Source organism: Azonexus sp., assembly GCF_036170495.1.
Classification (GTDB): domain Bacteria; phylum Pseudomonadota; class Gammaproteobacteria; order Burkholderiales; family Rhodocyclaceae; genus Azonexus.
Genome location: NZ_JAVHPH010000290.1, coordinates 21,602 through 43,374, shown reverse-complemented (window position 1 = coordinate 43,374; position 21,773 = coordinate 21,602). Strand labels below are relative to the sequence as shown.

Below are 21,773 nucleotides of genomic sequence, written 5' to 3'. Positions count from 1 at the left end.
ACTGGCTGCGCGTCCTGCGCGAAGGGCGCGAACTGGGCGCCGTGCAATGCGGTTTCTCCGGCGGCGAACCGCTGCTGCGCGACGACCTCGAAATCCTCATCGGCGAAGCCCGCCAGCTCGGCTACTACACCAACCTCATCACCTCCGGCGTCGGCCTCACCGAAGCGCGCCTCGACGCCTTCAAGGCCGCTGGTCTCGACCACATCCAGCTCTCCTTTCAGGATTCGACCAAGGAGATCAATGACTTCCTGACCCACACGCGCACCTTCGACCTCAAGCAGAAGGTCGGCGAAATGATCAAGGCGCGCGGCTGGCCGATGGTCATGAACGTCGTCATCCACCGCCTGAACATCGACCACATCGGCCGCATCATCGAAATGGCCGACGCCCTCGGCGCCGAATACCTCGAACTGGCCAACGCCCAGTACTACTCCTGGGCGCTGCTCAACCGCGACCAGCTCATGCCGTCACGCGAACAACTGCGCCGCGCCGAAGCCGTGACCAACGAATGGAAGGAAAACCTGGCCGAGCGCATGCGCATCCTCTTCGTCGTCCCCGACTACCACGAAGGCAAGCCGAAGAAATGCATGAACGGCTGGGGCAACGTCTTCCTGACCGTGACGCCCGACGGCACCGCCCTGCCCTGCCACACCGCCCGCATGCTGCCCGGCCTGAGCTTCCCGAACGTCCGCGACAGCAGCCTGCACGACATCTGGTACGACTCCGAAGGCTTCAACCACTACCGCGGCACCGGCTGGATGAAAAAGCCCTGCCGCGACTGCGACCACAAGGAAGAAGACCTCGGCGGCTGCCGCTGCCAGGCCTATTTGCTCGCCGGCGATGCCGACGCGGCCGACCCCGTCTGCCCGAAAAGCCCGCACCATGGAATCGTCAGCACGGCGCTCGAAAATGCCACGATTCCGGATCGCCAGACACAGCCGCTCATCTTCCGCGACCCGAAGGAAAGCAAGCGGCTGATTGAAGAAGCGGAAGCGTCAGAATCGACCAGCTGACCCGCCAGTTGGCCATTCCTACGGTCAACCGGAAAAAAAGGGCGAAATTTGAAATCGAGATATTTCGGATCGCTTCGGCGAGGGACTGTTTGTCGTTCAAACCTTGCTCAGGCGGACACGCTACGGCGAGCATTCAAGGCTGCTTCTGTTTTTTGCGAATGAGCATTTCGTGCCCATAGCGGAGCTCGGGCGGTTCAAAGGCAAGTACTGATGCGACCTGCCGCTCAACGCGTCCTATTGAAGTAACAGGACGACCAAAGCCGGGAACGGCCCACCGTTGGCTGTTGGTAGCAATCAGACGCATCTCCACCAATGCCCAACGGCAGAGTCACACTTTGCCGCTTTCTTTGAGAATCACCCTTCATTCAATGCAGCTTTTATCTGCGCAGCAACCGGGCTACGGCGAAAATCTCGTCTAGCATAATTCAACTGTGCCTTGAGGCTAGGTGAATACTGTTCATCCTTGCCAAGTTTTTCTGACATTAGAAATGGACGTACCTCTTGCGTTTTGCGGAAACCAGGCTCATCGAACAAGCAGTCTTCACCACCAGCCCGAAAATAATCGTCGATTACGTTGATGGAAATTGCGCCAATTTCCTCCAACAAATTAGTCTTATCCAGTGTGTCAATACACTTTGAAATATCGTCACTGCCATGCGCCATATCGTGCATTAGGAGGAAATTCCGCAGCAGATCAACCACGATCATATAGAACAAAAAACGGGTCAACGCGCGCGATTGCTTCTCTGAAGCACGGCCAAAATTGTATGTATCGGCCAAACGCTGGAGCAGATATGCGGAGTACATTGCCTCAACACCGAATTCTGGCAAGGAGCTAACCTTCTTGAACCAAACACCACCTGGCGCAAAGGGTGAATTACTTCCCAGAGCTGCTCCAGGCTCAGCTAGCCAACCTGCCACATATATCTTCAATAAATCAAAAGCGTAGGCAGAAGCCTCATACTGGGGCTGTGCCAACGGATTCTGTTTTTGCCAAGCCTTACGGGCATCCCAGGCACCACGTTGAATTTCGAGAAATACACCGTACTGCGCATTAAATATAGAAGCCCAACTGCGGAAATTCTGCTCCAGCGAAATAAAATCCTTGTCGCTCACCGCATTCTGTGAGTTGGTATAGCGCGTGGTTTCGGTGAGCAGCCCTTCACCTTCATCACCAACCACCACGATTTTCGTTACAACCACGGCACTATCTAAGCGTTTCAGCCAATGATCGTGCAGCGGGTTACTATTTCCCTTGCCGCCAGAATTTAGTTTTTGCTGCAGAACCAGATGGATCGAGCGAGTGGTCTGACAACCGTTGACCACGTAGGGATTAGTCAAATTAATCTTGCCATCCGCATCCAACTCCACGGCTTCAGCCACGATGGTGATGCCATTGTTGTAAAGACCGAAGCGCTCAGGGTATTGCTCAATGGTATGTTCGATTCCCTTGTTAACCTTACGCCGATGGCCTAGGAACTTGCGGACGTTCTTGTCGTACAGCGTATCTAGGTCGCCGGTCTGCTTTTTGTATGCCTGCATGAAGGCAAATACATCTACCAATTTCGTTGCGCCTACGAAAAGGATGTCGCCTGAACTGGCAATGGTGGTTTTAAGCGGTACCTTCAGCCTGTTGCCGCCACCCGTATCTCCCTCGGGCCTTTTGTTGTAGATCGTCTCGATGGAAACATCTTCGACATGGAAAATCGAACCGAATTTTTCCTGACCAATCCTCCTGATTGCTTGCATATCGTCGTATTGCGTATGACTCAATCGCTGGTTAGTAGCTACCACATATTCCAGACGATCCTTTACTCCAGCTTGCGAGAGGAATTGCCGAATGCGTTTAACCACATCACCAGACAAAGAGGAAAGGTTTTCGCGTTGCCCTTCCAGCGTGGCGAATACTTTCTGTGCTTCGGCAAACAACGTATCCGTGCCCTTGAACGCACTTCCGTACTTGCTCTGAACGAGCATCCACGTATCCCCGTCTCCCCCCTCTTCACTGCCGTGAGGAATAAACACTGCTGCATCAATACCACCATCACCAGCGCCATCGCAGTAGATGATCTCTGCTGCATCCGAATCAAGCTCAAGCCAGTCCCGTAGGATTTTCTGAGCAAACCGATGTCCTTTCCGTGTGCTTGAGGGCATACCAGCCTCAATTTCCTCAAGCCATTGCGCCTCAAAATCTGACAGTGAAACCATGTATATCCCCAATGTTTGTTTTCTAGTGATCGAATTCTACGGGTATGGGGGAGAGGCGACTAGGAAGCCATAGCTACCCGCATAGCCAGACTATCTATCTCCCGCCGGTTACGACTAATGATAAACGAATGCCCTAACGGCAGCGCTGGAAGTACAGCTGACGCTACAATGACTGCAAAAGGAACGTGCCGAGTTCCCGCTGTTGGCCGAAAGCCCCCAAGCGAACACCCACAGAATCCCGCCTCATTCAAAGCCTTCACCGGCCAGCACGAATATCCGCACCCATCCTGTCAGGATCACCCAGCGCTCCGCAGCGCCTTGGCCGCCTCGATCCTCAAGGCCAACGGCACGCTGGCATCGTTCATCACCGCCATCAGAAATTCTCGTGGTTCGCTGTAGCCGCCGCCGATGGTGGTGTGGGCCGTCCCCGCTACCGGCCCCTGGTCTGCCGGCAAAGGGGCGGTCAATGCCGCCAGGGCACGGGCAAATTCGGCTGGTTCGATGGGGGTGATGGCGGCCAGCTGGTCGGCCTGGCGATCGGGGTTAGGTTCGAAATCGAGGCCGCCTTCGTCGGCGAACATGGCGCCCATGGTCGGGTCGATGAAGGTTGACCAGCGACCGCTGTCGGCCGAGAGCGCAGGGATGCGGCGCACGTGGTCGGTCCCGCCGGCCGAGGGCAATAGGGCCAGGTCGTGGTCGGCGATGTCGCCGAGGTATTGGCGGCGCAGAGCGGCGAGAAAACGGGCTGCGCTTTCCGGCGCTATCGGTTCGGCGAGCGGCAGCCATATCTGGAAGCCGGCCTTGCCGTCGACGCCGACAGCCGGCAGCGGCAGGCTGAGGGTTTCCTGCAGGCCGTCGAGCAACGCCGCCACGGCTGGCCAGTCACGCGAACGGGCGAAACCGACGATGAGCGTTGCCACCCGGCCGTTGCCATCAAGCAGCGCTATCTCCTCTGTCGCCGCATCCGGCAGGCGGAACAATCGCTTCAGTTCGCTTTGCAAACGCCTCATCTTTGCCCCATTCGAATCGATTCCTGCGGTCAACCGGAAATTTTGCCCAAAATTAAAATGCTGCCTACGCCACCAGCCGCCCGGACTGAATACGCAGCACGCGCCCGCAGCGAGCCGCGATGGCTTCGTCGTGGGTGACCAGCAGCAAGGTGGTTCCCTGCTTGGCGTTCAAGTCAAACATCAGGTCGCTAACCTGCTGGCCGGTCGCTGCGTCGAGGTTGCCGGTCGGTTCGTCGGCCAGCACGAGTTGCGGGTTGGGGGCGAAGGCGCGGGCCAGGGCGACGCGCTGTTGCTCGCCGCCGGACAGATGTTTCGGGTAATGTTTGAGGCGGTGGCTCAGGCCGACGCGTTCGAGCCAATCGCTGGCTGCCACGGTCGACCGGGAAAAACCGGCCAATTCCAAAGGCAGCATGACGTTTTCCAGCGCAGTCAGCGAGGGCAGCAACTGGAAGGACTGGAAGACGAAACCGAGCAGGCGGCCGCGCAGTTTGGCGCGCTGGTCTTCATCGAGTGAATTGAGCGAAACGTCGTCGAGCCGCACCTCGCCCGCCGTCGGCGTATCGAGCCCGGCGAGCAGCCCGAGCAGCGTCGATTTGCCGGAACCGGAGGCGCCGACGATGGCCACCGTTTCACCCGGCATGACCGAAAAGGAAATATCCTGCAAAATCGTCAGCGGCTCGCCGCCGTTATCGACGGTTTTGCCCAGCCCCACCACTTCAATCACCGGTTTCCCTGCCATGCGCTTCGCTCTCTTCCTGTTGGCCCTGCTCTTCACCGCCCCGCCCGCCCTGGCCGCCAAGACCATCCTGGTCATGGGTGACTCCTTGTCGGCCGGCTACGGCATCCGTCCGGAACAAGCCTGGCCGTCGCTGCTCGACAAACGCCTTGCCGAAAAGCGCCTCGATTATAGCGTTGCCAACCTGTCGATCTCCGGCGAAACCACGGCCGGCGGACGCTCGCGCCTCGGCCCGGCACTGACCACCTACCATCCAGCCATCGTCGTCATCGCGCTCGGCGCCAACGACGGCCTGCGCGGCCTGCCGCTCGGCCAGATGCGCAACAACCTCAACGCCATGGTCGACGCCTCGCGCGCTGCCGGGGCCCGAGTCGTGCTGGCCGGCATGCGCTTGCCGCCCAATTACGGGCCGTATGCAACCGATTTTTTCACCAGTTTCAAGTCCATCGCCCAGGCCAAGAAGGCGCCGCTCATCGATTTCCTGCTCGAACCGCTCAATACCCAACCGCAACTGTTCCAGGCCGACAACCTGCACCCGCTGGCCGAGGCCCAGCCGCTGATCCTCGACCACGTCTGGCCGACCCTTGCCCCGCTGTTAAAATAGCCGGATGAAGCCTTCCCGCCCCACCGTGGCCGATCTCGCGGCCTACGACGAAATCATCGACGTCCGCTCGCCAGCCGAATTTGCCGAAGACCACATTCCCGGCGCCATCAACTGCCCGGTGCTCGACAACGAGCAGCGCATCCAGGTCGGCACGATCTACAAGCAGGTGTCGCCCTTCGAGGCCAAGAAAATCGGCGCCGCGCTGGTTTCCGAAAACATCGCCAAACATTTGAAAGAACGTTTCCTCGACCGCCCGAAAACCTGGAAGCCGCTGATCTACTGCTGGCGCGGCGGCGACCGCAGCGGCTCGATGACCACCGTTTTCAAGGCCATCGGCTGGCGTGCCGGGCAACTCGATAGCGGCTACAAATCCTGGCGCAGCCATGTCATCGCGACGCTTGAAGCGCGGCCGCAGCTATTCCGGTTTACTGTCGTCTGCGGCGCCACCGGCAATGCCAAGACGCGCATCCTGCAAGCGATAGGCGAACTCGGCGAACAGATTCTCGATCTCGAAAACCTGGCCAATCACAAGGGCTCGGTGCTCGGCGTCCAGCCCGATTCACCGCAGCCCTCACAAAAAGGTTTTGAAACCGCCCTGATGCAGGCTCTCGCCGCGCTCGATCCGGCCCGCCCGGTCTATGTCGAGGCGGAAAGCCGCAAGATCGGCAACCTGCACGTACCGGAAGCGATGATCGCCCGCATCCGCGATGGCGAATGCATCGCCGTCGAGGCCACGCTCGATGCCCGCATCGCCTTCTTGCTCAAGGATTACGACTACTTCCTGACCCGCCCCGAGTTTCTTGGCGAGCGGCTCGAAGCCCTGCGCTCGCTGCAAAGCCGCGAAACGATGGCGCGCTGGCAGCAGTTCATCGTTGATGCCGACTGGCCGATGCTGGTGCGCGAGCTGCTCGAACTGCATTACGACCCGCTCTACCGGCGCTCGCAGGACCACAACTTCGCCGGCATGCCGGATTCCGGCAAGTTCTCGACCGACGATCTGTCCGAGGACGGCATCAAACGGCTAGCCGCCGCTATCGTTCACGCGCGAACGGCGCAGATCGCCTGACGCATGGCCGGCTTCGGGCTGGCCATGTAGCCTTCTTCGAAGGCGATTTGACGCAAGCCGGCCGCTTGGGCCACCTCACGCAACTCGCCCGGCCGGAGCAGAAAAGCCGGGCTCGACGGCTTGCCGTAAGCCTCGTTGCCGAGCATGAACGTCTCGTAAATCAGCACGCCGCCGGGCGCCAGCATGGCCAGCAAATCTGGCAAACGCGGCCGCCACAGGTAATTGGTGACGACGATGCCGGCGAATGTCCGGCCAGCCAGCGGCCACTCGTCGCCTTCCAGATCGAGCTGCGTCGCGGTGACCCCCGGCACATTCTGCAATTTCAAAATTGCCGCAAAATCCCGGTCGACCGCAGCAACCTCGAATCCCAGCCTGGCCAGCAGTCGGGCGTGGCGACCGCTGCCACAAGCCAGGTCGAGCACGCGCCCGCCCGTCTCGATCAGTCCGCAATGCGCGGTAACCCAGGGCGATGGCAGTATGATTTGCGGCAATTCATTCAGGGAGTCGGTCATGTCGGGCGTTGTCGTTGCAGAAAATGGTCAGGGAAGATACCAGCAGGCAGTCACCATCGGCCAGCATCAATTGATCGCCGACGAGCCGGTCAGCGTCGGCGGCGCCAACGCTGGCCCGGCACCTTTTGATTGGGTGATGGCTGGCCTCGGTGCCTGCACCTCGATGACGCTGCGCATGGTCGCCGAACGCAAGGGCTTCGCCCTGAGCCACATCAGCGTTGCATTGCACCACAAAAAAATCGAGGTCGACGGCGTTTCCCGCGACCACATCGAACGCACCATCAGCCTCGAAGGAGAGCTCTCGGCGGAGCAGCGCCAGCGCCTGCTCGAAATCGCCAACAAATGCCCGGTATACCGCGCCCTATCGCACTCGCTGCTCATCGAAAGCGCCCTGTCCACATAGGGAATAACCCTACAAGCCCAATGACAATGGGTGGGCGTTATGCCAGAATTCCGCATTGCACAAAAATATATCCTGACTAGGGGTTCACCATGTTGGAACAGCACTATTTAACCTCGCTTTTCGAACCGAAATCGGTCGCTGTCATCGGTGCATCAGACCGTGAAAATTCAGTCGGCAACATCATTTTCAAGAACATCCTGAGCTCGGGTTACAAGGGCCGCCTGTACGCCATCAACCCCAAGCACGACACGATTCAGGGCCAGCCGTCCTACAAATCCATCGAGGAAATCGGCGCCCGCGTTGAAATGGCGGTCATCGCCACCCGTCCGCAGACGGTTCCGCAGCTCATTGAAGAGTGCGGCCGCAGCGGCGTACGCAACGCCATCGTCATCGCCTCCGGCTTCTCCGAAGCCGGCCACATCGGCGCCGCGCTCGAACGCAAGGTCATGGAAATCGCCCGTTCCTACAACGTCCGCATCCTCGGCCCCAACTGTCTCGGCATCATCCGCCCCGACCTTGGCCTTAACGCCACTTTTACCCGGATTTCCGCCGCCCCCGGCAACCTCGCCCTCGTCTCGCAGTCCGGTGCCATGTGTTCCGCCGTGCTCGACTGGGCCAAAGCCAACCAGGTCGGTTTCTCGTCGGTCATTTCCATCGGCATGACGGCCGACGTCGATTTCGGCGAAATCCTCGACTACCTGATCTACGACAACCGCACGCACTACATCCTGATGTACGTCGAAGGCATTCGTAACGCCCGCCGCTTCATGAGCGCCCTGCGTTCCGCCGCCCGCATCAAGCCGATCATCCTGCTCAAGGCCGGTCGCCACGCCGCCGGCTCGGCTGCTGCGGCGACCCATTCGGGCATGGCTGCCGTATCCGACACCGTTTTCGATGCCGCCGTCCGCCGCGCCGGCGTGGTGCGTGTCCAGAACGTTGGCCAGCTGTTCTACGCCGCCAAGGCACTCGCCTCCAAGTTCCGCCCAATGGGCAACCGCCTCGCCATCATCACCAACGGCGGCGGGCCGGGCGCCATGGCCGCCGACCGCGCTGGCGACATGGGCATTCCGCTGGCCGAGCTAAGCAACGAAACGATGGCCGTGCTCAACAAGGCAATGCCGACCAACTGGTCGCATAGCAACCCGATCGACATCGGCGGCGACGCGACGCCAGAACGCTACCGCGATGCCATCATGGCCGTCACCCACGACCCGGGCGTTGACAGCACCCTGGTCATGCTCTCGCCGCAAGCGATGACCGACCCGCTGGCCGTCGCCCAAGCCATCATCGAAGTCGCCGACAAACTCAATCGTTCGCTGATCTGCTGCTGGATGGGCGAAGAGCAGGTGCGCGAAGCGCGCAATCTGCTTGAAAATGCCGGCATCCCGGCTTTTCGCATGCCGGAAACGGCGATCGAGCTGTTCCATCATATTTCCAAGTACTACCGCAACCAGAAGCTCCTGCTGCAAACGCCGGAGCCGACGCGCCAGACCGGCCGCCCGGAAACCGAAGGCGCCAAGATGCTGATCGAGGCCCTGCTCGCCGAACGGCGCAAGGTGCTGTCCGAAATGGAATCGAAGGCCATCCTGCGCGCCTTCAAAGTGCCGGTCGCCCAGACCATGGTTGCCCGCACCGCCACCGAGGCCCTGCTGCTCGCCGAACAGATCGGCTTCCCGATCGCCATGAAGGTCGATTCGCCCGACCTGCCGCACAAGTCCGATGCCGGCGGCGTCCGCCTCAACATCACCAACGCACCCGCTGTCCGCAACGCCTATCACGACATCATCGATACCGTGCAAAAGCGCCACCCGGGCGCCAAGATCAACGGCGTCTCGATCGAGCCATTCCTGTCGCGCCCGAATGGCCGCGAAGTCATGATCGGGGTTTTCCGCGATCCGATTTTCGGGCCGGTTATCACCTTCGGCGCCGGCGGTTTCGACGTCGAAATCTTCAGCGACCGCTCGGTCGCCCTGCCGCCGCTCAACGAATTCCTGGCCAAGGATTTGATCGACTCGACGCGCGCTTCGCTGATTCTCGACCAGTTTCACAACATGCCGCCGGTCGACCGCGCAGCCCTCAAGGAAGTGCTGCTGTGCATTTCCGAAATGGTCTGCGAACTGCCGTGGATTCAGGAGCTCGACCTCAACCCGCTGATCGTCGATGAAAACGGCGCCATCGCCGCCGACGCCCGCATCGTCATCGACCATGCCGCCAGCTCCTCGGGCGACCGTTACGCCCACATGTCGATCTACCCCTACCCGGTGCACCTGATCCAGGAATGGCAGATGAACGACGGCAGGACCGTCACCATCCGCCCGATTCGCCCGGAAGATGCGGAAATGGAACAGCAATTCGTCAAGGCCATGTCCGACGAATCGCGCTACTACCGCTTCATGGACACCCTCCGCGAACTGACCCAGACCATGCTGGTCCGCTTTACGCAGATCGACTACGACCGGGAAATGGCCTTGGTCGCCACGATCAGCCAGGAGCTCGAAGATAACGTCGACGGGGTCGAACCGGTCGAACTCCAGATCGGCGTGGCACGCTACGTCGGCAATCCGGATGGCGAATCGGTCGAATTCGCGCTGGCCGTCGGCGACGACTGGCAGAAGTGCGGCGTCGGCCGCAAGCTCATGACGGCGCTCATTGAATGCGCCCGCATGAAGGGCTACCGTGCCGTGGTCGGTGACGTGCTATCGACCAATGCCAAGATGTTCCGCCTGATGACCAGCCTCGGCTTCACCATCCATCCGCACCCGGACGACACCGCCGTCAAGCGCGTCGTCAAGCCGCTGAGCGGCTAGGCGTTTTGCTCCGCGTCGGCAGGTCCGGCGCGCACCAAACAAAAGCCGGTCGATGACCGGCTTTTTTACATCCCAAATTTAGCGGCGCTTATTCACCGAGGAAATTCACATCGTAGGGATAAGACTTCTGCGGCACCTTGGAAGCCGCGTTGCGCGCCAAACTGTCGACATCCTGCTTCTTGTCCCACCACAGGGCACGACCGGCTTTTTGGTCGGCAACCCACTCGGGATGCTTTTCGAGCTGCTCGTTCATCCAGGTCTGGTGATCGGACACGTAGCTGGTGTTCACTTCCGCCATTTCGCTGTTTCCTCAAGATATTCAAGACAATGCTGCGATTCTAGCACGTCAGGTCAAGACCATGTCCGAGCCCATCGCGAAGAGGACTGATCGTCTGGTTATGTTAGGATTTTCTAATACTCAACCAACTTCCGGGATGACCATGAACCGGTGCCAGCCCTTCATTGCGCTGCTTGTCCTGTCACCCGGCCTCGCGCTGGCTGATTCCTTACCCGGCCTGCCGCCGGCCGGCCAACAAGCCTATGGTGATTTTCAGCGAGCGCCGAACCATCGGGCCTTTGCCATCGCTCCCGGTGGCGCCTGGGCGTGGCATGCGTCGGCCGATTCGACCGATGTCGCGGACGAGGCGGCAATCAACGAATGCCAGGCGAACACAGCGCAGAAGTGCGTTCTATATGCGAGCGATGACCATGTCGTGTTCAATTCCCGGCGCTGGCCTGAACTGTGGGGTCCCTATGCCGACCGGGCTGCTGCCGCCCGGGCAAAAAGAGGCAAGCGGCCAGGCGAGCGACTGGCCAATTTGGCCTTTGTGGACGCTCAGGGCAAGCCATCTTCAATCGACCAGTTGCTCGGCAAAATCATCGTCGTGCACCTGTGGGGTAGCTGGTGTTCGCCCTGCCGCAAGGAAATGCCCGAGTTGGCGAGCCTGCACAAGGCATTGGCCGGGCAGAAGGATATTGCGTTTGTCTTTCTACAGATGCGCGAGCCCTATGCCACGGCGAAGGAATGGCTGAAGAAGCAGCATCTCGACTTGCCCCTTGCCGATTCAGGCAGTCGCGATGAAAACGATGAACAATTGCGCCTTAATGACAACACTCAGCTTGTCGACCGCGAGATTGCCCGGACCTTCCCGACAACTTACGTGCTCGACAAACGGGGCCTGATCATTTTTTCGCATGCCGGTGCGGTGTATGACTGGCCGCAATACAAGGCCTTCCTGCTCCATGCAGCAAGGCACTCGGGGAAATGACCCGGCCGGGCAGCCGGGTCCGGTCAGGCTTCGCCGGCCGACGGCTGCTCATCCTCGGCGTCTTCCCAGCCGGTGATCATGGTCTTGATGTGGGCGAAGGGGGTATGACCGGTGGTGGTCAAATACACGTGCACGATGAAGAAGGTCAGCATCATGAAAGCACCGGCGGTATGGGTCAGCCCGACCGTTTCCAGCGTCAGAAAACGATCGAGCCCGTAGCCCCGCCAGTAGGCGTAGAACAGGTAGAGTAGCCCCGACCCCCAGATCAGCGGTGAAACGAGGGCCAGCAAACTGACGTAGGCCAGGCGCTGCAAGGGGTTGTGCTTTTTGCCAGCCGTCTTGTGGAACGGGTGTGGCGCATTGACGAAAATGCCATGGGTGTAGTAACGCACCATGGCCAGCACCCGGGTCAGCGTCGGGATGTATTGCCGCCATTCGCCGGTCGTGAATTGCCAAAAAATGGTAAAGGCCCACAGGGTCAGCAGGGACCACGCCGCCAGCGTGTGGTACTCGACAGCATGCCGGAAGCCGAAATTCTGGTAGACACCGTGAATTTCAAAACCAGTGAGCATCATGAAGATGACCAGCACGGCCTGCGACCAGTGCCAGAAACGCTCGTAACGTTTGTACAGGTAGATACGATTGTTCATGGCTTCACCCCTTGCGCTTGGTGTGGATATAGATGCGTGTCCCGCCGTGGATCAGCACGCCGAGCAGGCTGAGCAGGACAACGGCCCAGCCGATCATGTCGATGGCCAGGCTGCGGTCGCGGCCGGGCAGATAGATGCCGTCGATGCCTTGCAGGCGGCCGTGGTCGCTGTGGCATTGGGCACAACGCAACGCGTCGGCCTTCGGGGCGACCATGTGGGTAATCGGCCAGCTCATTTCCGTGCTGACAAAACCGAACTTGCCGCTGTAAGGCAGGCCGGCGGTTTTCATGCCGGTTTCGATGGCCTTTTGCCAATCGAAATTCTTCCATAGCGCGGTATCGTCTTCGCCCGCCGTATGAACCACCAGCAACATCTTGTTCTCGGTATCGTAGGCCTGCTTGCCGCGATGGATCTTGAACGGCCAGATGCGCGCTGTGGCATCACCAGCGGAACCCTCCGGGTGGTTGATTTCGACAACTTTTTGCGGATCGATCGTATCGCCCTTGGCTTTGTAGGACACATGACCGTTGAACCAACGGTATTCGGGAATCAGATAAGAGTCCCAGACAAAATGGCCTTTCTTGGAATCGAAAGCACGACGACCGGCGCTGTCCTTGATGAAAACTGGCTTGCCCTCCGGCCCCATTTGGGTGGCTGTCGACCAGTCCCAAACCTTCTCAGTACCAATGCTGTCGCGGGCAAATTCGGCGATATGGCAAGTCTGGCAGGCCAGCTTGTCAGTGTGCGAATTGAGCCGCTCAGCGTACAGGAAGCTTTCCTTGTGCGGCTTGTCACCATGGCATGACGGGCAGGAGGCCGGCGCCGCATCGGCCTTGCCGCGCATGTGGGCGGGTCCGGTCTGGGCAGCCGTCATCTCATAACGGCTGCCGGCAACGCGGTGCCCGGCTGTAACATGGCAGGTCGAGCAACTGAAGTTCAAGCCCTTGGCATCCATGTGCACGTCGAGATACTTGCCCGGCATTTTCAGCGCGCTGTCGAGGTCGCCGTGTTTGGTACCGTCGCCGCCCGCCCCGTAAAAGTGACAGGTGCCGCAGTTGTTCCGCTTGGGCATGGCCACGCTCTGCGCGACCTTCGACAAATCAACCGCCTCGACGAATTTGCCTGAACCGTGCGGGAATTCCTTGCGCTCGTAGACCGGATGCCCGGCGTCACCCGGCAGTTTGCGATAGGTGCCGGTGGCATCGTGGCAGATCAGACAATCGACGTTCTCTTCGGCCTTGAAGTCGAAGGTCGCATCCTTCCAGCCGTAGCCGGCGTGGCAGGCCATGCAGTCCTTTTCGTTGGAGATCGTTGTCGTGCAGTAATTGTTGATGACGTTCTTTTTACCCAACATCTTGCCCGACTTCGGGTCGGCGTATTCCCAGGTCCAGTGCTTGGTTTTCTGCACTTGTTTCGCTGCCTCGGTATGGCAGGACAGGCAGGCCTTGGTGACCTCCGGCCCGGAAGCAAAGGCCCTCTGTAATTCCTTGAATTTGCTGTGATCGGCGGTGCTGTCGCCATTGCTTTTGGCCGGCCCGGGACTGGCCGCGACGGGCGCCGCCACGACAGGTGTATTGCCCGATGCCGAGCCCCAACCGATTGCCGCGCTGAGCGCCACAATGGCCAGAATGATACGGGTCATTCGTTTCATATCAGTCTCCTCGCTGTCGGCAAGCACTAGCAGCCAGCGGCTGCGCCGCCACCGGAACCGCCCTCGCCACCCATTTTGGGAATAATCAGGGCCGGCGCCGGTTTGCTCGGGTCCATCACGAGGAACTTCTTTTGGTCGACCACCACCTTTTCCATGATGCCGCCGACCATCGAACCAAACAGTTTGCCGATCAGGTCGGCATTCAGGATGCCGATATAAACCTTGCCATCATTTTTCTTGTAGACGGCAATCTTGCAGGGCATCAGCAGGGAGAGGAAACGCACGCTGTCTTCCTGGAGGATGGGCCCGGAGTATTTCGTACTGCACGCCTCGATCAACAAGACCGGCAGAACATTGCCACCGTCGGCCTCGACTGGTTTTGCCGGATTGCGCAAACCGGAAATAGCCCAGCCATTGCCGGCCGCCTGAATGTTTTGCTGAATGCGCGCGGTCGTTTCTTCGACAGAATACGGACTGACCTGCTCCGAAAACGCCATGCCGCCAGCACTATTCCAGATAACCCCGACAGCCAGGCCGACACCAACCAAAAATCCAATGATCAACTTCATCATTTATCCCCTCCCAAAAATTGATAAACGCCACGAGCGGCGGCAGCGGTATCGTTGCCATGACGTATATTAGAAGTTTCTTATGTTCTTATATTATTTACCTAAGCCGGCACGCTGTCTAGTGCCAGATTCATCTATCGTAAATAACTTCCCCAGTAATTAACTGGTCATATTTTTACAATGCAGGACTTCGTGATTCGGGAAATTCGCGAGCGCTACCTCAACCCTTGAAGCGAGGGCCAGGGATACACTTGGCAGCCCCCGGAAACATTTCAAAATTGGGCTTTTTTCCCGGTTGACCGTAGCAAACCGGCTCGCAGCCCATAGAACTCGCCGTTTGCCAGAAATGGCTGTCCTGCCTTGTATGCTGAGCTTGGCTATCGGTCGGCTTTTTTTACCGCCGTTATTAACGATCGGCGCCAGCACTGCGGATCGCGGTTCGTTGACACTTTTGAGAACTGAAGCCAGTTCGATGGATACCCGGGGCGAGCACCGACCAATGCCAATAATGGCAATTTTCTTTGCCAAATATAGCCAAACCACCCGGCAAACAAGCAAAACGCCCCTGCGACCGAATGTCGCACCCATTCCATCTCATTGATCAAACGGCGAATTATTTCGACCCACGGACTGGCACGAGTCTTGATAAGCAAGTACTGATATTTAAATCCTGATGACGTCCGATGCCCCGCAAGCCTGTCAATCTTCGCCACGAACTTACCCTCCTCGTGATCATCAAGCTGATGGTGATCATTGGCCTGTGGTGGGCTTTCGTGCGCGATGCCAAAGTCGAGGTGGATAGCGAGCGGATTGCCACGCATCTCTCGGCACCGGCCGTAGCAACCAGCCCAACTCATCACACAGGAAACCCCCATGTTCAGTGAGCAACTCGTCGACCTGTCGCGCCTGCAGTTCGCCGTCACCGCGATGTACCACTTCCTTTTCGTGCCGCTAACCATCGGCATGACCTGGATCCTGGTCATCATGGAAACGGTCTATGTCATGACCGGCCATGCGATTTACAAAGACATGACCCGCTTCTGGGGCAAGCTGTTCGGCATCAACTTCGCGCTTGGCGTGACCACCGGTATCACCATGGAGTTCCAGTTCGGCACCAACTGGGCGTATTACTCGCACTACGTCGGCGACATTTTCGGCGCGCCACTGGCCATCGAGGGCCTGATGGCCTTCTTCCTCGAATCGACTTTCATCGGCCTGTTCTTCTTCGGCTGGGATCGCCTGTCGCGCCGCCAGCACCTGCTGGTCACCATCCTCATGGCGGTCGGCACCAATCTCTCGGCATTGTGGATCCTGATCGCCAATGGCTGGATGCAAAACCCGGTCGGTGCCGAATTCAGCTATGTGACGATGCGCATGGAAATGGTCGATTTCTGGGCCGTGCTGTTCAACCCGGACGCCCAGGCCAAGTTCGTCCATACCGTCTCGGCCGGCTATGTCACCGGCGCCATGTTCGTCCTCTCGATCTCGGCCTTCTACCTGCTGCGCGGTCGTGACGTCGAATTCGCCAAAAAGAGTTTCCGCATCGCCGCCGCCTTCGGCTTCGCCTCGATCTGCTCGGTCATCGTGCTCGGCGACGAATCCGGCTACACCGTCGGCGAAGCCCAGCAGACCAAGCTGGCCGCCATCGAAGCGATGTGGGAAACCGAACCGGCACCGGCCGGCTTCAACCTGATCGCCATTCCCAACGAAAAAGAGATGAAGAACGACTTTGCCATCGAGATCCCTTGGATCATGGGCATCATCGGCACCCGTTCGCTCGACAAACAGATCCCCGGCATCAAGGCAATCCGCGAGAAGAACCGCGAACGCATCCTTTCCGGCCAGGAAGCCGTCATCGCCCTCGAAGCGCTGCGCAAGGATCCGGCCGACGCTGCCATGAAAACCCGTTTCGAGGACCACAAGGCGGATCTCGGCTTTGGCCTGCTGTTGAAGAAATACGTCGCCGACGTTCGCCAATCGACGCCGGAAATCATCGAAACAGCCGTCGCCGACACCATCCCGCGCGTCACGCCACTGTTCTGGAGCTTCCGCCTGATGGTCGCCTTCGGCTTCCTGATGCTCGGCCTGTTCGGCGCCGCGCTGGTCTATTCGCTGAACGGCAATTTCGCCGACAAACCCTGGCTGCTGCGTTCCGCCCTGTGGATGCTGCCGGTTCCCTGGCTGTCCTGCGAACTGGGCTGGTTCGTGGCCGAGTACGGTCGGCAGCCGTGGACCATCTACGGCGTACTGCCCACCCACATGTCCGTGTCGACGCTGTCGGTGAACAGCCTGTACGGCTCGCTGGCCGGCTTCGTCGGCTTCTACACCGTGCTGCTCGTCGTCGAGATGTACCTGATGGTCAAGTTCGCCAAGCTCGGGCCGGGCAGCCTTGGCACCGGTCGCTATGACAACGAATACGCCCACGCCGGAGAAAACGCGCGATGAAAACCCGATCCACAAGGAAAAACCATGCTTGATTATCCAACCCTGAAAATCATCTGGTGGCTGCTGGTGGGCGTCCTGCTCATCGGCTTCGCCATCATGGACGGGCACGACATGGGCGTCGGCACCCTGTTGCCTTTCGTCGGCAAGAACGACGTCGAACGGCGCATCGTGATCAACACCGTCGGCCCGCATTGGGACGGCAATCAGGTCTGGTTCATCACCGGCGGCGGGGCCATTTTCGCCGCCTGGCCGCTGGTTTACGCGACCGCTTTCTCGGGCTTCTATTGGGCCATGCTCGCCGTGCTCTGGGCGCTGTTTTTCCGCCCGGTCGGCTTCGATTACCGCAGCAAGATCGCCAACGCCACCTGGCGCAATACCTGGGACTGGGGCCTGTTCGTCGGCGGCGCGGTGCCGCCGCTGATCTTCGGCGTCGCCTTCGGCAACCTGTTTCAGGGCGTGCCCTTCAGCTTTGCCGACAACCTAATGTCGACCTACAGCGGCAGCTTCTGGGCCCTGCTCAACCCCTTCGCCCTGCTCTGCGGCGTGGTGTCGACGGCGATGATCACTTTCCACGGAGCGATCTATTTGATGCATCGCACCGACGAGGCGGTCTATCGCCGCAGCCGCACCGCCATGCTGATCTTCGGCAGCCTGCTGCTGAGCGGCTTTACGGTCGCCGGCCTCTGGCTGTGGCAAGGCATCGAAGGCTATGCCATCACCTCGACGGTGACGCCGGGCGCCCTGCCCAATCCGCTCGACAAAACCGTGGTCCGCGAGGCTGGCGCCTGGCTGGCCAATTACGACCGCTATCCGGCAACCATGGCCCTGCCCTTGCTGGCCTACGCCGGCGCCCTGGCCGCCATGCTGCTCGCCGCCAACGGCGCAACACTGGCCGCCTTCGTCGCCTCCTCGCTGGCTATCGTCGGCGTCATCGGTACGGCCGGCGTCTCGCTCTTCCCGTTCATCATGCCCTCATCGAGCGACCTGCGCTCCAGCCTCACCGTCTGGGACAGCGTTTCCAGCCAGTTGACGCTGAACATCATGCTCTGGGCAACCCTGATCTTCATGCCGCTCATCCTTGTTTACACCAGCTGGGCCTACAAGGTGATGGCCGGCAAGGTCACCGCTGCCTACATCCGCGAAAACGAGCACGCCGCTTACTAAGGAGTCTTCCATGTCTGAATGCATCTGCCAGGGCCCATCCTTCACCACCGTCGACAGCCAAGCCCGCCGACAGTGGCTGATGGCCACCGTTGGCGTCGGCGGCGCCCTCACCGTCACGGCGGTCGTCCCCTTCGTCACCAGCCTGATGCCATCCGAGCGGGCCAAGGCAGCTGGCGCGCCGGTCGAAGTCGATATCGGCAAGCTCGCTCCCGGCAACATGATGATCGTCGAATGGCGCGGCAAGCCGGTGTGGATTCTCAACCGCACCCCGGAAATGCTGGCCGCCCTGAAAAAAGCCGAACCCATGCTGGTCGATCCGGCCTCCGAAAGAAACCAGCAGCCGGCCTATGCCACCAACGAAACCCGCTCGCGGCGGCCGGAAATGCTCGTCGCCGTCGGCATCTGCACCCACCTCGGCTGCTCGCCTTCACCGGCCTTCACCCCCGGCGACCCGGCACTCGGTGCCGACTGGCCGGGTGGTTTTCTCTGTCCCTGCCACGGCTCGACCTTCGACTTCGCCGGCCGTGTTTTCAAGAACAAGCCGGCCCCGACCAATCTCGAAGTGCCGCCCCACCAGTACCTGACCGACACGCGCCTGATCATCGGCGCCGACGAGCAGAACCAAGCCTGAAAGGAATTCGCCATGTGGTATTTCGCCTGGGCGCTCGGTATCGGCTTCGCCGTACTGCTCGCCATCCTCAACGCCCTCTGGGGCGACAACGAAGAAGCCCGTCTCGCCTCGCTGCGCCCGACGCCCTCCGATGACAGCCCACACTGAAGCGCAATCGGGCGCGCCGGACAAACCCGGCCTGGCCTGGCTGCCCTTGTTGCTGGCGCTGCTCATTCTCGTCGTCATGACGGTTCTGCCGGGCATGGCCACCGACGATGACGGTGTGGCCGATCACACGGCCGCCATGCTGTTGTTCGGAGCAATGAGCGCCGGTTTCGTGCGCGGCGTCGGCTTTGTTCCCCGCAACCTCATCGGTCGTGTCCTGCTCTCCGGCGAGACGACCATCATTCTCTTCCTGCTGGCCTGCCTGCGTTTGATGCAGAACGGACGCCTGCCCCCCATTTTCTAGGAATCATCATGCAAATCGCTGTCACCAGCCAAAACCGGAAAAACGTCACCGAACACGCTGGCAAATGCCGCAAGTTCTGGCTTTACGACGTTGAAAAAGGCACTGTCACCGACAAGCACCTCGTCGAACTCCCCCTCGAAGACAGTTTCCACGCCCGGCAACACGGCATGGCCGACGAACTGGCCGGCATCAATGTGCTGATCACCGGCGGCATGGGCAACGGCCTGTACTACAAGCTCATGCAACGCGGCATCCTGTCCGTCATCACCCGTGAAGAAGACCCGGACAGCGCCGTCTCCGCCTTCCTCGACAACCATCTCGACCGCCTGCCGCTGCCCGACAACACCCATTGCCAAGGCCATGACCATCACCACTGAACCCCGCACCATCATCCCGCGGCTGAGCCGTCACACGATTCCGCGCCTGCCCATCGAGGGCCTGCTCCTCGGCTGCCTGCTCGCTGCCGGCCATAGCCAGGCCGACGACAGCCGGCTGGTCGTCAACCTGCTTGGCGTGCGCGACGCCACCGGCAATCTGCGCGCCTCGCTGTACCGCGAACCGGACACCTTCCGCAAGGAAGACAAGGCCGTGCAAGTCGTTTCGCTGCCGGCTGCAAAGGGCGACGCCAAACTCGTCGTCACCGGCCTGCCGCCCGGCCGCTACGCTGTCATGGCCTATCACGACGACAACATGGACCAGAAACTCAACCTGCGTTTCGGCATGTTCCCGACCGAAGGCTACGGCCTGTCCAACAACCCGAAAGTCATCGGCCCGCCGAAATTTGCCGACAGCGCCTTCGACCTGGCCGGGCCGGAAACCGCCATCAACATCAAGCTTGCTTACTAACCACAAAAGGTAAAACCCATGAAACAGACCCTGCTCCAGGAAAAATACCCCCTTTTCGTCGCCGAGATCGCCAAGACCGAAACCACCTACAACACCGTCGACGCCCTCGTCGCCTACTACAAGGGCAAGATCGCCGAAAACCCGAAGGTCCAGTTCATCGGCGTCTTCGACCACTACGCCCACACCAGCAAGATCGGCGGCCCCATCGTCGAAGGCATGAAGGCCGCAGTCGACCTCATTTTCTGCTTCGGCTTCGCCATCCCGACCCCGCAAATGCTGGCCGTCCGCCCGCGCTCCATCGGCATCGCCGACATGGGCGACAAGTACGTCGTCAGCTTCATGGAAGCCCCGATGCAACCGGCCAACGAAGCCATGGAAGCCTGGACCCTGGCCCTGCGCGACGCCTGAACAAACCCGCTGCAAACAAAAACCCCGGCGCTGTCTGGCCGGGGTTTTGGCATTTCAATTTTGGGCGTTTTTTTCGGTTGACCGTAGCAATCGGCAATCCGGTTTCACGTTCCAAGAAACCATCCGCCGATAGCGGCAAGGATGACCACGATGACCGGCGAAGCCTTGCCAAAGACCAGCAACCCGTATGCCGCCAAAGCCAGACAAAAGTCTGCTTTTGAATGAATGGCACTCGTCCACACCGGGTCATAAAGTGCCGCCCCGAGAACCCCGACGACGGCAGCATTGATGCCGCCCATTGCCCGCTGAACGCCATCCCGCTGGCGCAAGCTTTCCCAGTACGGCAACGCCCCGGCGACCAGCAGGAACGAGGGAAGAAAGATAGCCAGCAACAGCACAATGCCGCCGAACCACCCACCCAGCGGCGACGGCATCGCCGCGCCAAGGAAAGCGGCAAACGTGAACAGCGGGCCAGGCACCGCTTGCGCTGCGCCGTAGCCGGCCAGGAAGGTATCGTTGCTGACCCAGGCTGGCGGAACGACGCTCGCCTGGAGCAGCGGCAAGACGACATGCCCACCGCCAAAAACCAGCGAGCCGGCCTGATAAAAGCCTGAAATGGCCGAAACAAGCAGCGAGTCGGACAGCGCAGCCAGGGTTGGCAACCCGAGCAGCAACAGCCCGAACAGCGCCAGCAGCAAGCCGCCGGCTGTCCGGCTCACCCCGAAATCGCGGTGTTGGGCTGTCGACAGATGCGGGAGCGACAACAGACGCCAGCCGAGCAGACCACCGAGCACGATTGCGCCAATCTGAATGAACGCCGCTGAAAACATCAGCACCAGCATGGCGGCACCGATGGCAATGCCACCTCGCAGGCGGTCGGGACAAAGTGATTTCGCCATGCCCCACACCGCCTGGGCCACCACGGCGACGGCCATCACTTTCAATCCATGAATGACGCCGGACTGCGCCAACCCAGCCCAGTTGGCCACGCCAAACGCAAACAGGATGAGCGCAATGGCCGATGGCAGCGTGAAGCCGAGCCAGGCCGCCAGCGCACCAAGCCAGCCGGCGCGCCCCAGACCCAGAGCCATGCCGACCTGGCTGCTCGCCGGCCCCGGCAGGAACTGGCACAGGGCCACCAGATCCGCATAGCTTTTGTCGTCGAGCCACTGCCGACGTTCGACAAACTCGGACCGGAAATAGCCCAGATGGGCAACCGGTCCGCCAAAAGAAGTCAGCCCGAGCTTGAGGAAAGCACCCAGGACCTCAATTGGGCTGCCCCTTTCGGGCTGGTTGGTGACAGGGGGTGATTCGATGTTGTTTTGCATGATCAG

24 protein-coding genes are annotated in these 21,773 nt (G+C 60.1%); 15 read left to right on the top strand and 9 right to left on the bottom strand.

From position 1 onward, the window contains the following. A partial coding sequence (gene pqqE, locus ADADOO_RS10540) for a pyrroloquinoline quinone biosynthesis protein PqqE (RefSeq protein ID WP_511277370.1) occupies positions 1-1,013 on the top strand: 1,013 nt, incomplete at its 5' end. A gap of 354 nt (positions 1,014-1,367) precedes the next feature. Here the strand turns inward: pqqE and ADADOO_RS10535 are convergent. From ADADOO_RS10535 to ADADOO_RS10525, 3 genes are all read right to left on the bottom strand, one after another. Next, positions 1,368-3,221 (bottom strand): AIPR family protein, encoded by a 1,854-nt coding sequence (locus tag ADADOO_RS10535; RefSeq protein ID WP_511277368.1) that lies wholly within the window; start codon positions 3,219-3,221, stop codon positions 1,368-1,370. A 296-nt stretch (positions 3,222-3,517) separates the two neighbouring features. Next, the gene (locus tag ADADOO_RS10530) at positions 3,518-4,231 is read right to left on the bottom strand and encodes a hypothetical protein (RefSeq protein ID WP_511277366.1); all 714 of its coding nucleotides are present in this window, start codon (positions 4,229-4,231) and stop codon (positions 3,518-3,520) included. A gap of 64 nt (positions 4,232-4,295) precedes the next feature. Continuing rightward, the gene (locus ADADOO_RS10525; protein WP_511277364.1) at positions 4,296-4,970 is read right to left on the bottom strand and encodes an ABC transporter ATP-binding protein; all 675 of its coding nucleotides are present in this window, start codon (positions 4,968-4,970) and stop codon (positions 4,296-4,298) included. Here ADADOO_RS10525 and ADADOO_RS10520 point away from each other — a divergent pair. Together ADADOO_RS10520 and mnmH are read left to right on the top strand one after the other, a co-directional pair. Then, entirely contained in the window at positions 4,969-5,571 is a 603-nt protein-coding gene (locus ADADOO_RS10520; protein ID WP_511277362.1) for an arylesterase, read from the top strand. The two genes, ADADOO_RS10525 and ADADOO_RS10520, sit on opposite strands and share 2 nt — an antisense overlap. Positions 5,572-5,575: 4 nt before the next feature. After that, a complete protein-coding gene (mnmH, locus tag ADADOO_RS10515; protein ID WP_511277361.1) occupies positions 5,576-6,637 on the top strand; it encodes a tRNA 2-selenouridine(34) synthase MnmH in 1,062 nt (353 codons plus the stop codon). On the opposite strand, the gene ADADOO_RS10510 is transcribed toward mnmH, so the two are convergent. Then, the gene (locus ADADOO_RS10510; protein ID WP_511277359.1) at positions 6,610-7,149 is read right to left on the bottom strand and encodes a class I SAM-dependent methyltransferase; all 540 of its coding nucleotides are present in this window, start codon (positions 7,147-7,149) and stop codon (positions 6,610-6,612) included. The two genes, mnmH and ADADOO_RS10510, sit on opposite strands and share 28 nt — an antisense overlap. Between ADADOO_RS10510 and ADADOO_RS10505 the strand changes: the two genes are divergently transcribed. Continuing rightward, positions 7,148-7,552: an OsmC family protein gene (locus ADADOO_RS10505; protein ID WP_511277358.1), complete on the top strand. Its 405-nt coding sequence runs from the start codon at positions 7,148-7,150 to the stop codon at positions 7,550-7,552. The genes ADADOO_RS10510 and ADADOO_RS10505 overlap by 2 nt on opposite strands. A gap of 89 nt (positions 7,553-7,641) precedes the next feature. Next, complete coding sequence (locus ADADOO_RS10500; RefSeq protein ID WP_511277356.1) at positions 7,642-10,359, top strand: bifunctional acetate--CoA ligase family protein/GNAT family N-acetyltransferase; 2,718 nt, start codon at positions 7,642-7,644, stop codon at positions 10,357-10,359. A gap of 88 nt (positions 10,360-10,447) precedes the next feature. Here ADADOO_RS10500 and ADADOO_RS10495 read toward each other — a convergent pair whose 3' ends face one another. Beyond that, a complete protein-coding gene (locus ADADOO_RS10495) occupies positions 10,448-10,657 on the bottom strand; it encodes a DUF3460 family protein (protein ID WP_511277354.1) in 210 nt (69 codons plus the stop codon). Between ADADOO_RS10495 and ADADOO_RS10490 the strand changes: the two genes are divergently transcribed. Further along, entirely contained in the window at positions 10,641-11,627 is a 987-nt protein-coding gene (locus tag ADADOO_RS10490) for a TlpA family protein disulfide reductase (protein ID WP_511277353.1), read from the top strand. The two genes, ADADOO_RS10495 and ADADOO_RS10490, sit on opposite strands and share 17 nt — an antisense overlap. A gap of 23 nt (positions 11,628-11,650) precedes the next feature. Here ADADOO_RS10490 and ADADOO_RS10485 read toward each other — a convergent pair whose 3' ends face one another. From ADADOO_RS10485 to ADADOO_RS10475, 3 genes are read right to left on the bottom strand one after another with little or no spacing between them, the layout of a single operon-like run. Then, positions 11,651-12,277, bottom strand: a complete 627-nt coding sequence (locus ADADOO_RS10485; RefSeq protein ID WP_511277351.1) for a cytochrome b/b6 domain-containing protein — start codon at positions 12,275-12,277, stop codon at positions 11,651-11,653. Between the two features lie 4 nt (positions 12,278-12,281). After that, the gene (locus ADADOO_RS10480) at positions 12,282-13,928 is read right to left on the bottom strand and encodes a tetrathionate reductase family octaheme c-type cytochrome (protein WP_511277349.1); all 1,647 of its coding nucleotides are present in this window, start codon (positions 13,926-13,928) and stop codon (positions 12,282-12,284) included. 26 nt (positions 13,929-13,954) lie between these two features. Beyond that, positions 13,955-14,497, bottom strand: coding sequence for a DUF302 domain-containing protein (locus tag ADADOO_RS10475; protein WP_511277348.1), 543 nt, complete (start codon positions 14,495-14,497; stop codon positions 13,955-13,957). A gap of 683 nt (positions 14,498-15,180) precedes the next feature. Here ADADOO_RS10475 and cydP point away from each other — a divergent pair. From cydP to ADADOO_RS10430, 9 genes are read left to right on the top strand one after another with little or no spacing between them, the layout of a single operon-like run. Beyond that, positions 15,181-15,381 (top strand): cytochrome oxidase putative small subunit CydP, encoded by a 201-nt coding sequence (cydP, locus tag ADADOO_RS10470; protein WP_511277346.1) that lies wholly within the window; start codon positions 15,181-15,183, stop codon positions 15,379-15,381. Continuing rightward, entirely contained in the window at positions 15,371-16,942 is a 1,572-nt protein-coding gene (locus ADADOO_RS10465; protein WP_511277344.1) for a cytochrome ubiquinol oxidase subunit I, read from the top strand. The genes cydP and ADADOO_RS10465 overlap by 11 nt, the downstream gene beginning before the upstream one ends. A gap of 24 nt (positions 16,943-16,966) precedes the next feature. After that, on the top strand, positions 16,967-18,106 hold the full coding sequence (gene cydB, locus ADADOO_RS10460) for a cytochrome d ubiquinol oxidase subunit II (RefSeq protein ID WP_511277343.1): 1,140 nt from the start codon (positions 16,967-16,969) through the stop codon (positions 18,104-18,106). 10 nt (positions 18,107-18,116) lie between these two features. Then, the gene (gene petA / locus ADADOO_RS10455) at positions 18,117-18,737 is read left to right on the top strand and encodes a ubiquinol-cytochrome c reductase iron-sulfur subunit (protein WP_511277341.1); all 621 of its coding nucleotides are present in this window, start codon (positions 18,117-18,119) and stop codon (positions 18,735-18,737) included. A 12-nt stretch (positions 18,738-18,749) separates the two neighbouring features. Continuing rightward, entirely contained in the window at positions 18,750-18,884 is a 135-nt protein-coding gene (gene cydX / locus ADADOO_RS10450; RefSeq protein WP_511277339.1) for a cytochrome bd-I oxidase subunit CydX, read from the top strand. Continuing rightward, on the top strand, positions 18,868-19,185 hold the full coding sequence (locus ADADOO_RS10445) for a cyd operon YbgE family protein (protein WP_511277337.1): 318 nt from the start codon (positions 18,868-18,870) through the stop codon (positions 19,183-19,185). Before cydX ends, ADADOO_RS10445 begins: the two co-directional genes overlap by 17 nt. Positions 19,186-19,193: 8 nt before the next feature. Beyond that, a complete protein-coding gene (locus tag ADADOO_RS10440; protein ID WP_511277335.1) occupies positions 19,194-19,562 on the top strand; it encodes a NifB/NifX family molybdenum-iron cluster-binding protein in 369 nt (122 codons plus the stop codon). Next, complete coding sequence (locus tag ADADOO_RS10435) at positions 19,546-20,031, top strand: DUF2141 domain-containing protein (protein ID WP_511277333.1); 486 nt, start codon at positions 19,546-19,548, stop codon at positions 20,029-20,031. Before ADADOO_RS10440 ends, ADADOO_RS10435 begins: the two co-directional genes overlap by 17 nt. Before the next feature lie 18 nt (positions 20,032-20,049). Continuing rightward, on the top strand, positions 20,050-20,439 hold the full coding sequence (locus ADADOO_RS10430; protein WP_511277331.1) for a DUF6858 family protein: 390 nt from the start codon (positions 20,050-20,052) through the stop codon (positions 20,437-20,439). Between the two features lie 104 nt (positions 20,440-20,543). On the opposite strand, the gene chrA is transcribed toward ADADOO_RS10430, so the two are convergent. Beyond that, positions 20,544-21,767 (bottom strand): chromate efflux transporter, encoded by a 1,224-nt coding sequence (gene chrA / locus ADADOO_RS10425; RefSeq protein WP_511277329.1) that lies wholly within the window; start codon positions 21,765-21,767, stop codon positions 20,544-20,546. Positions 21,768-21,773 lie beyond the last annotated feature (6 nt).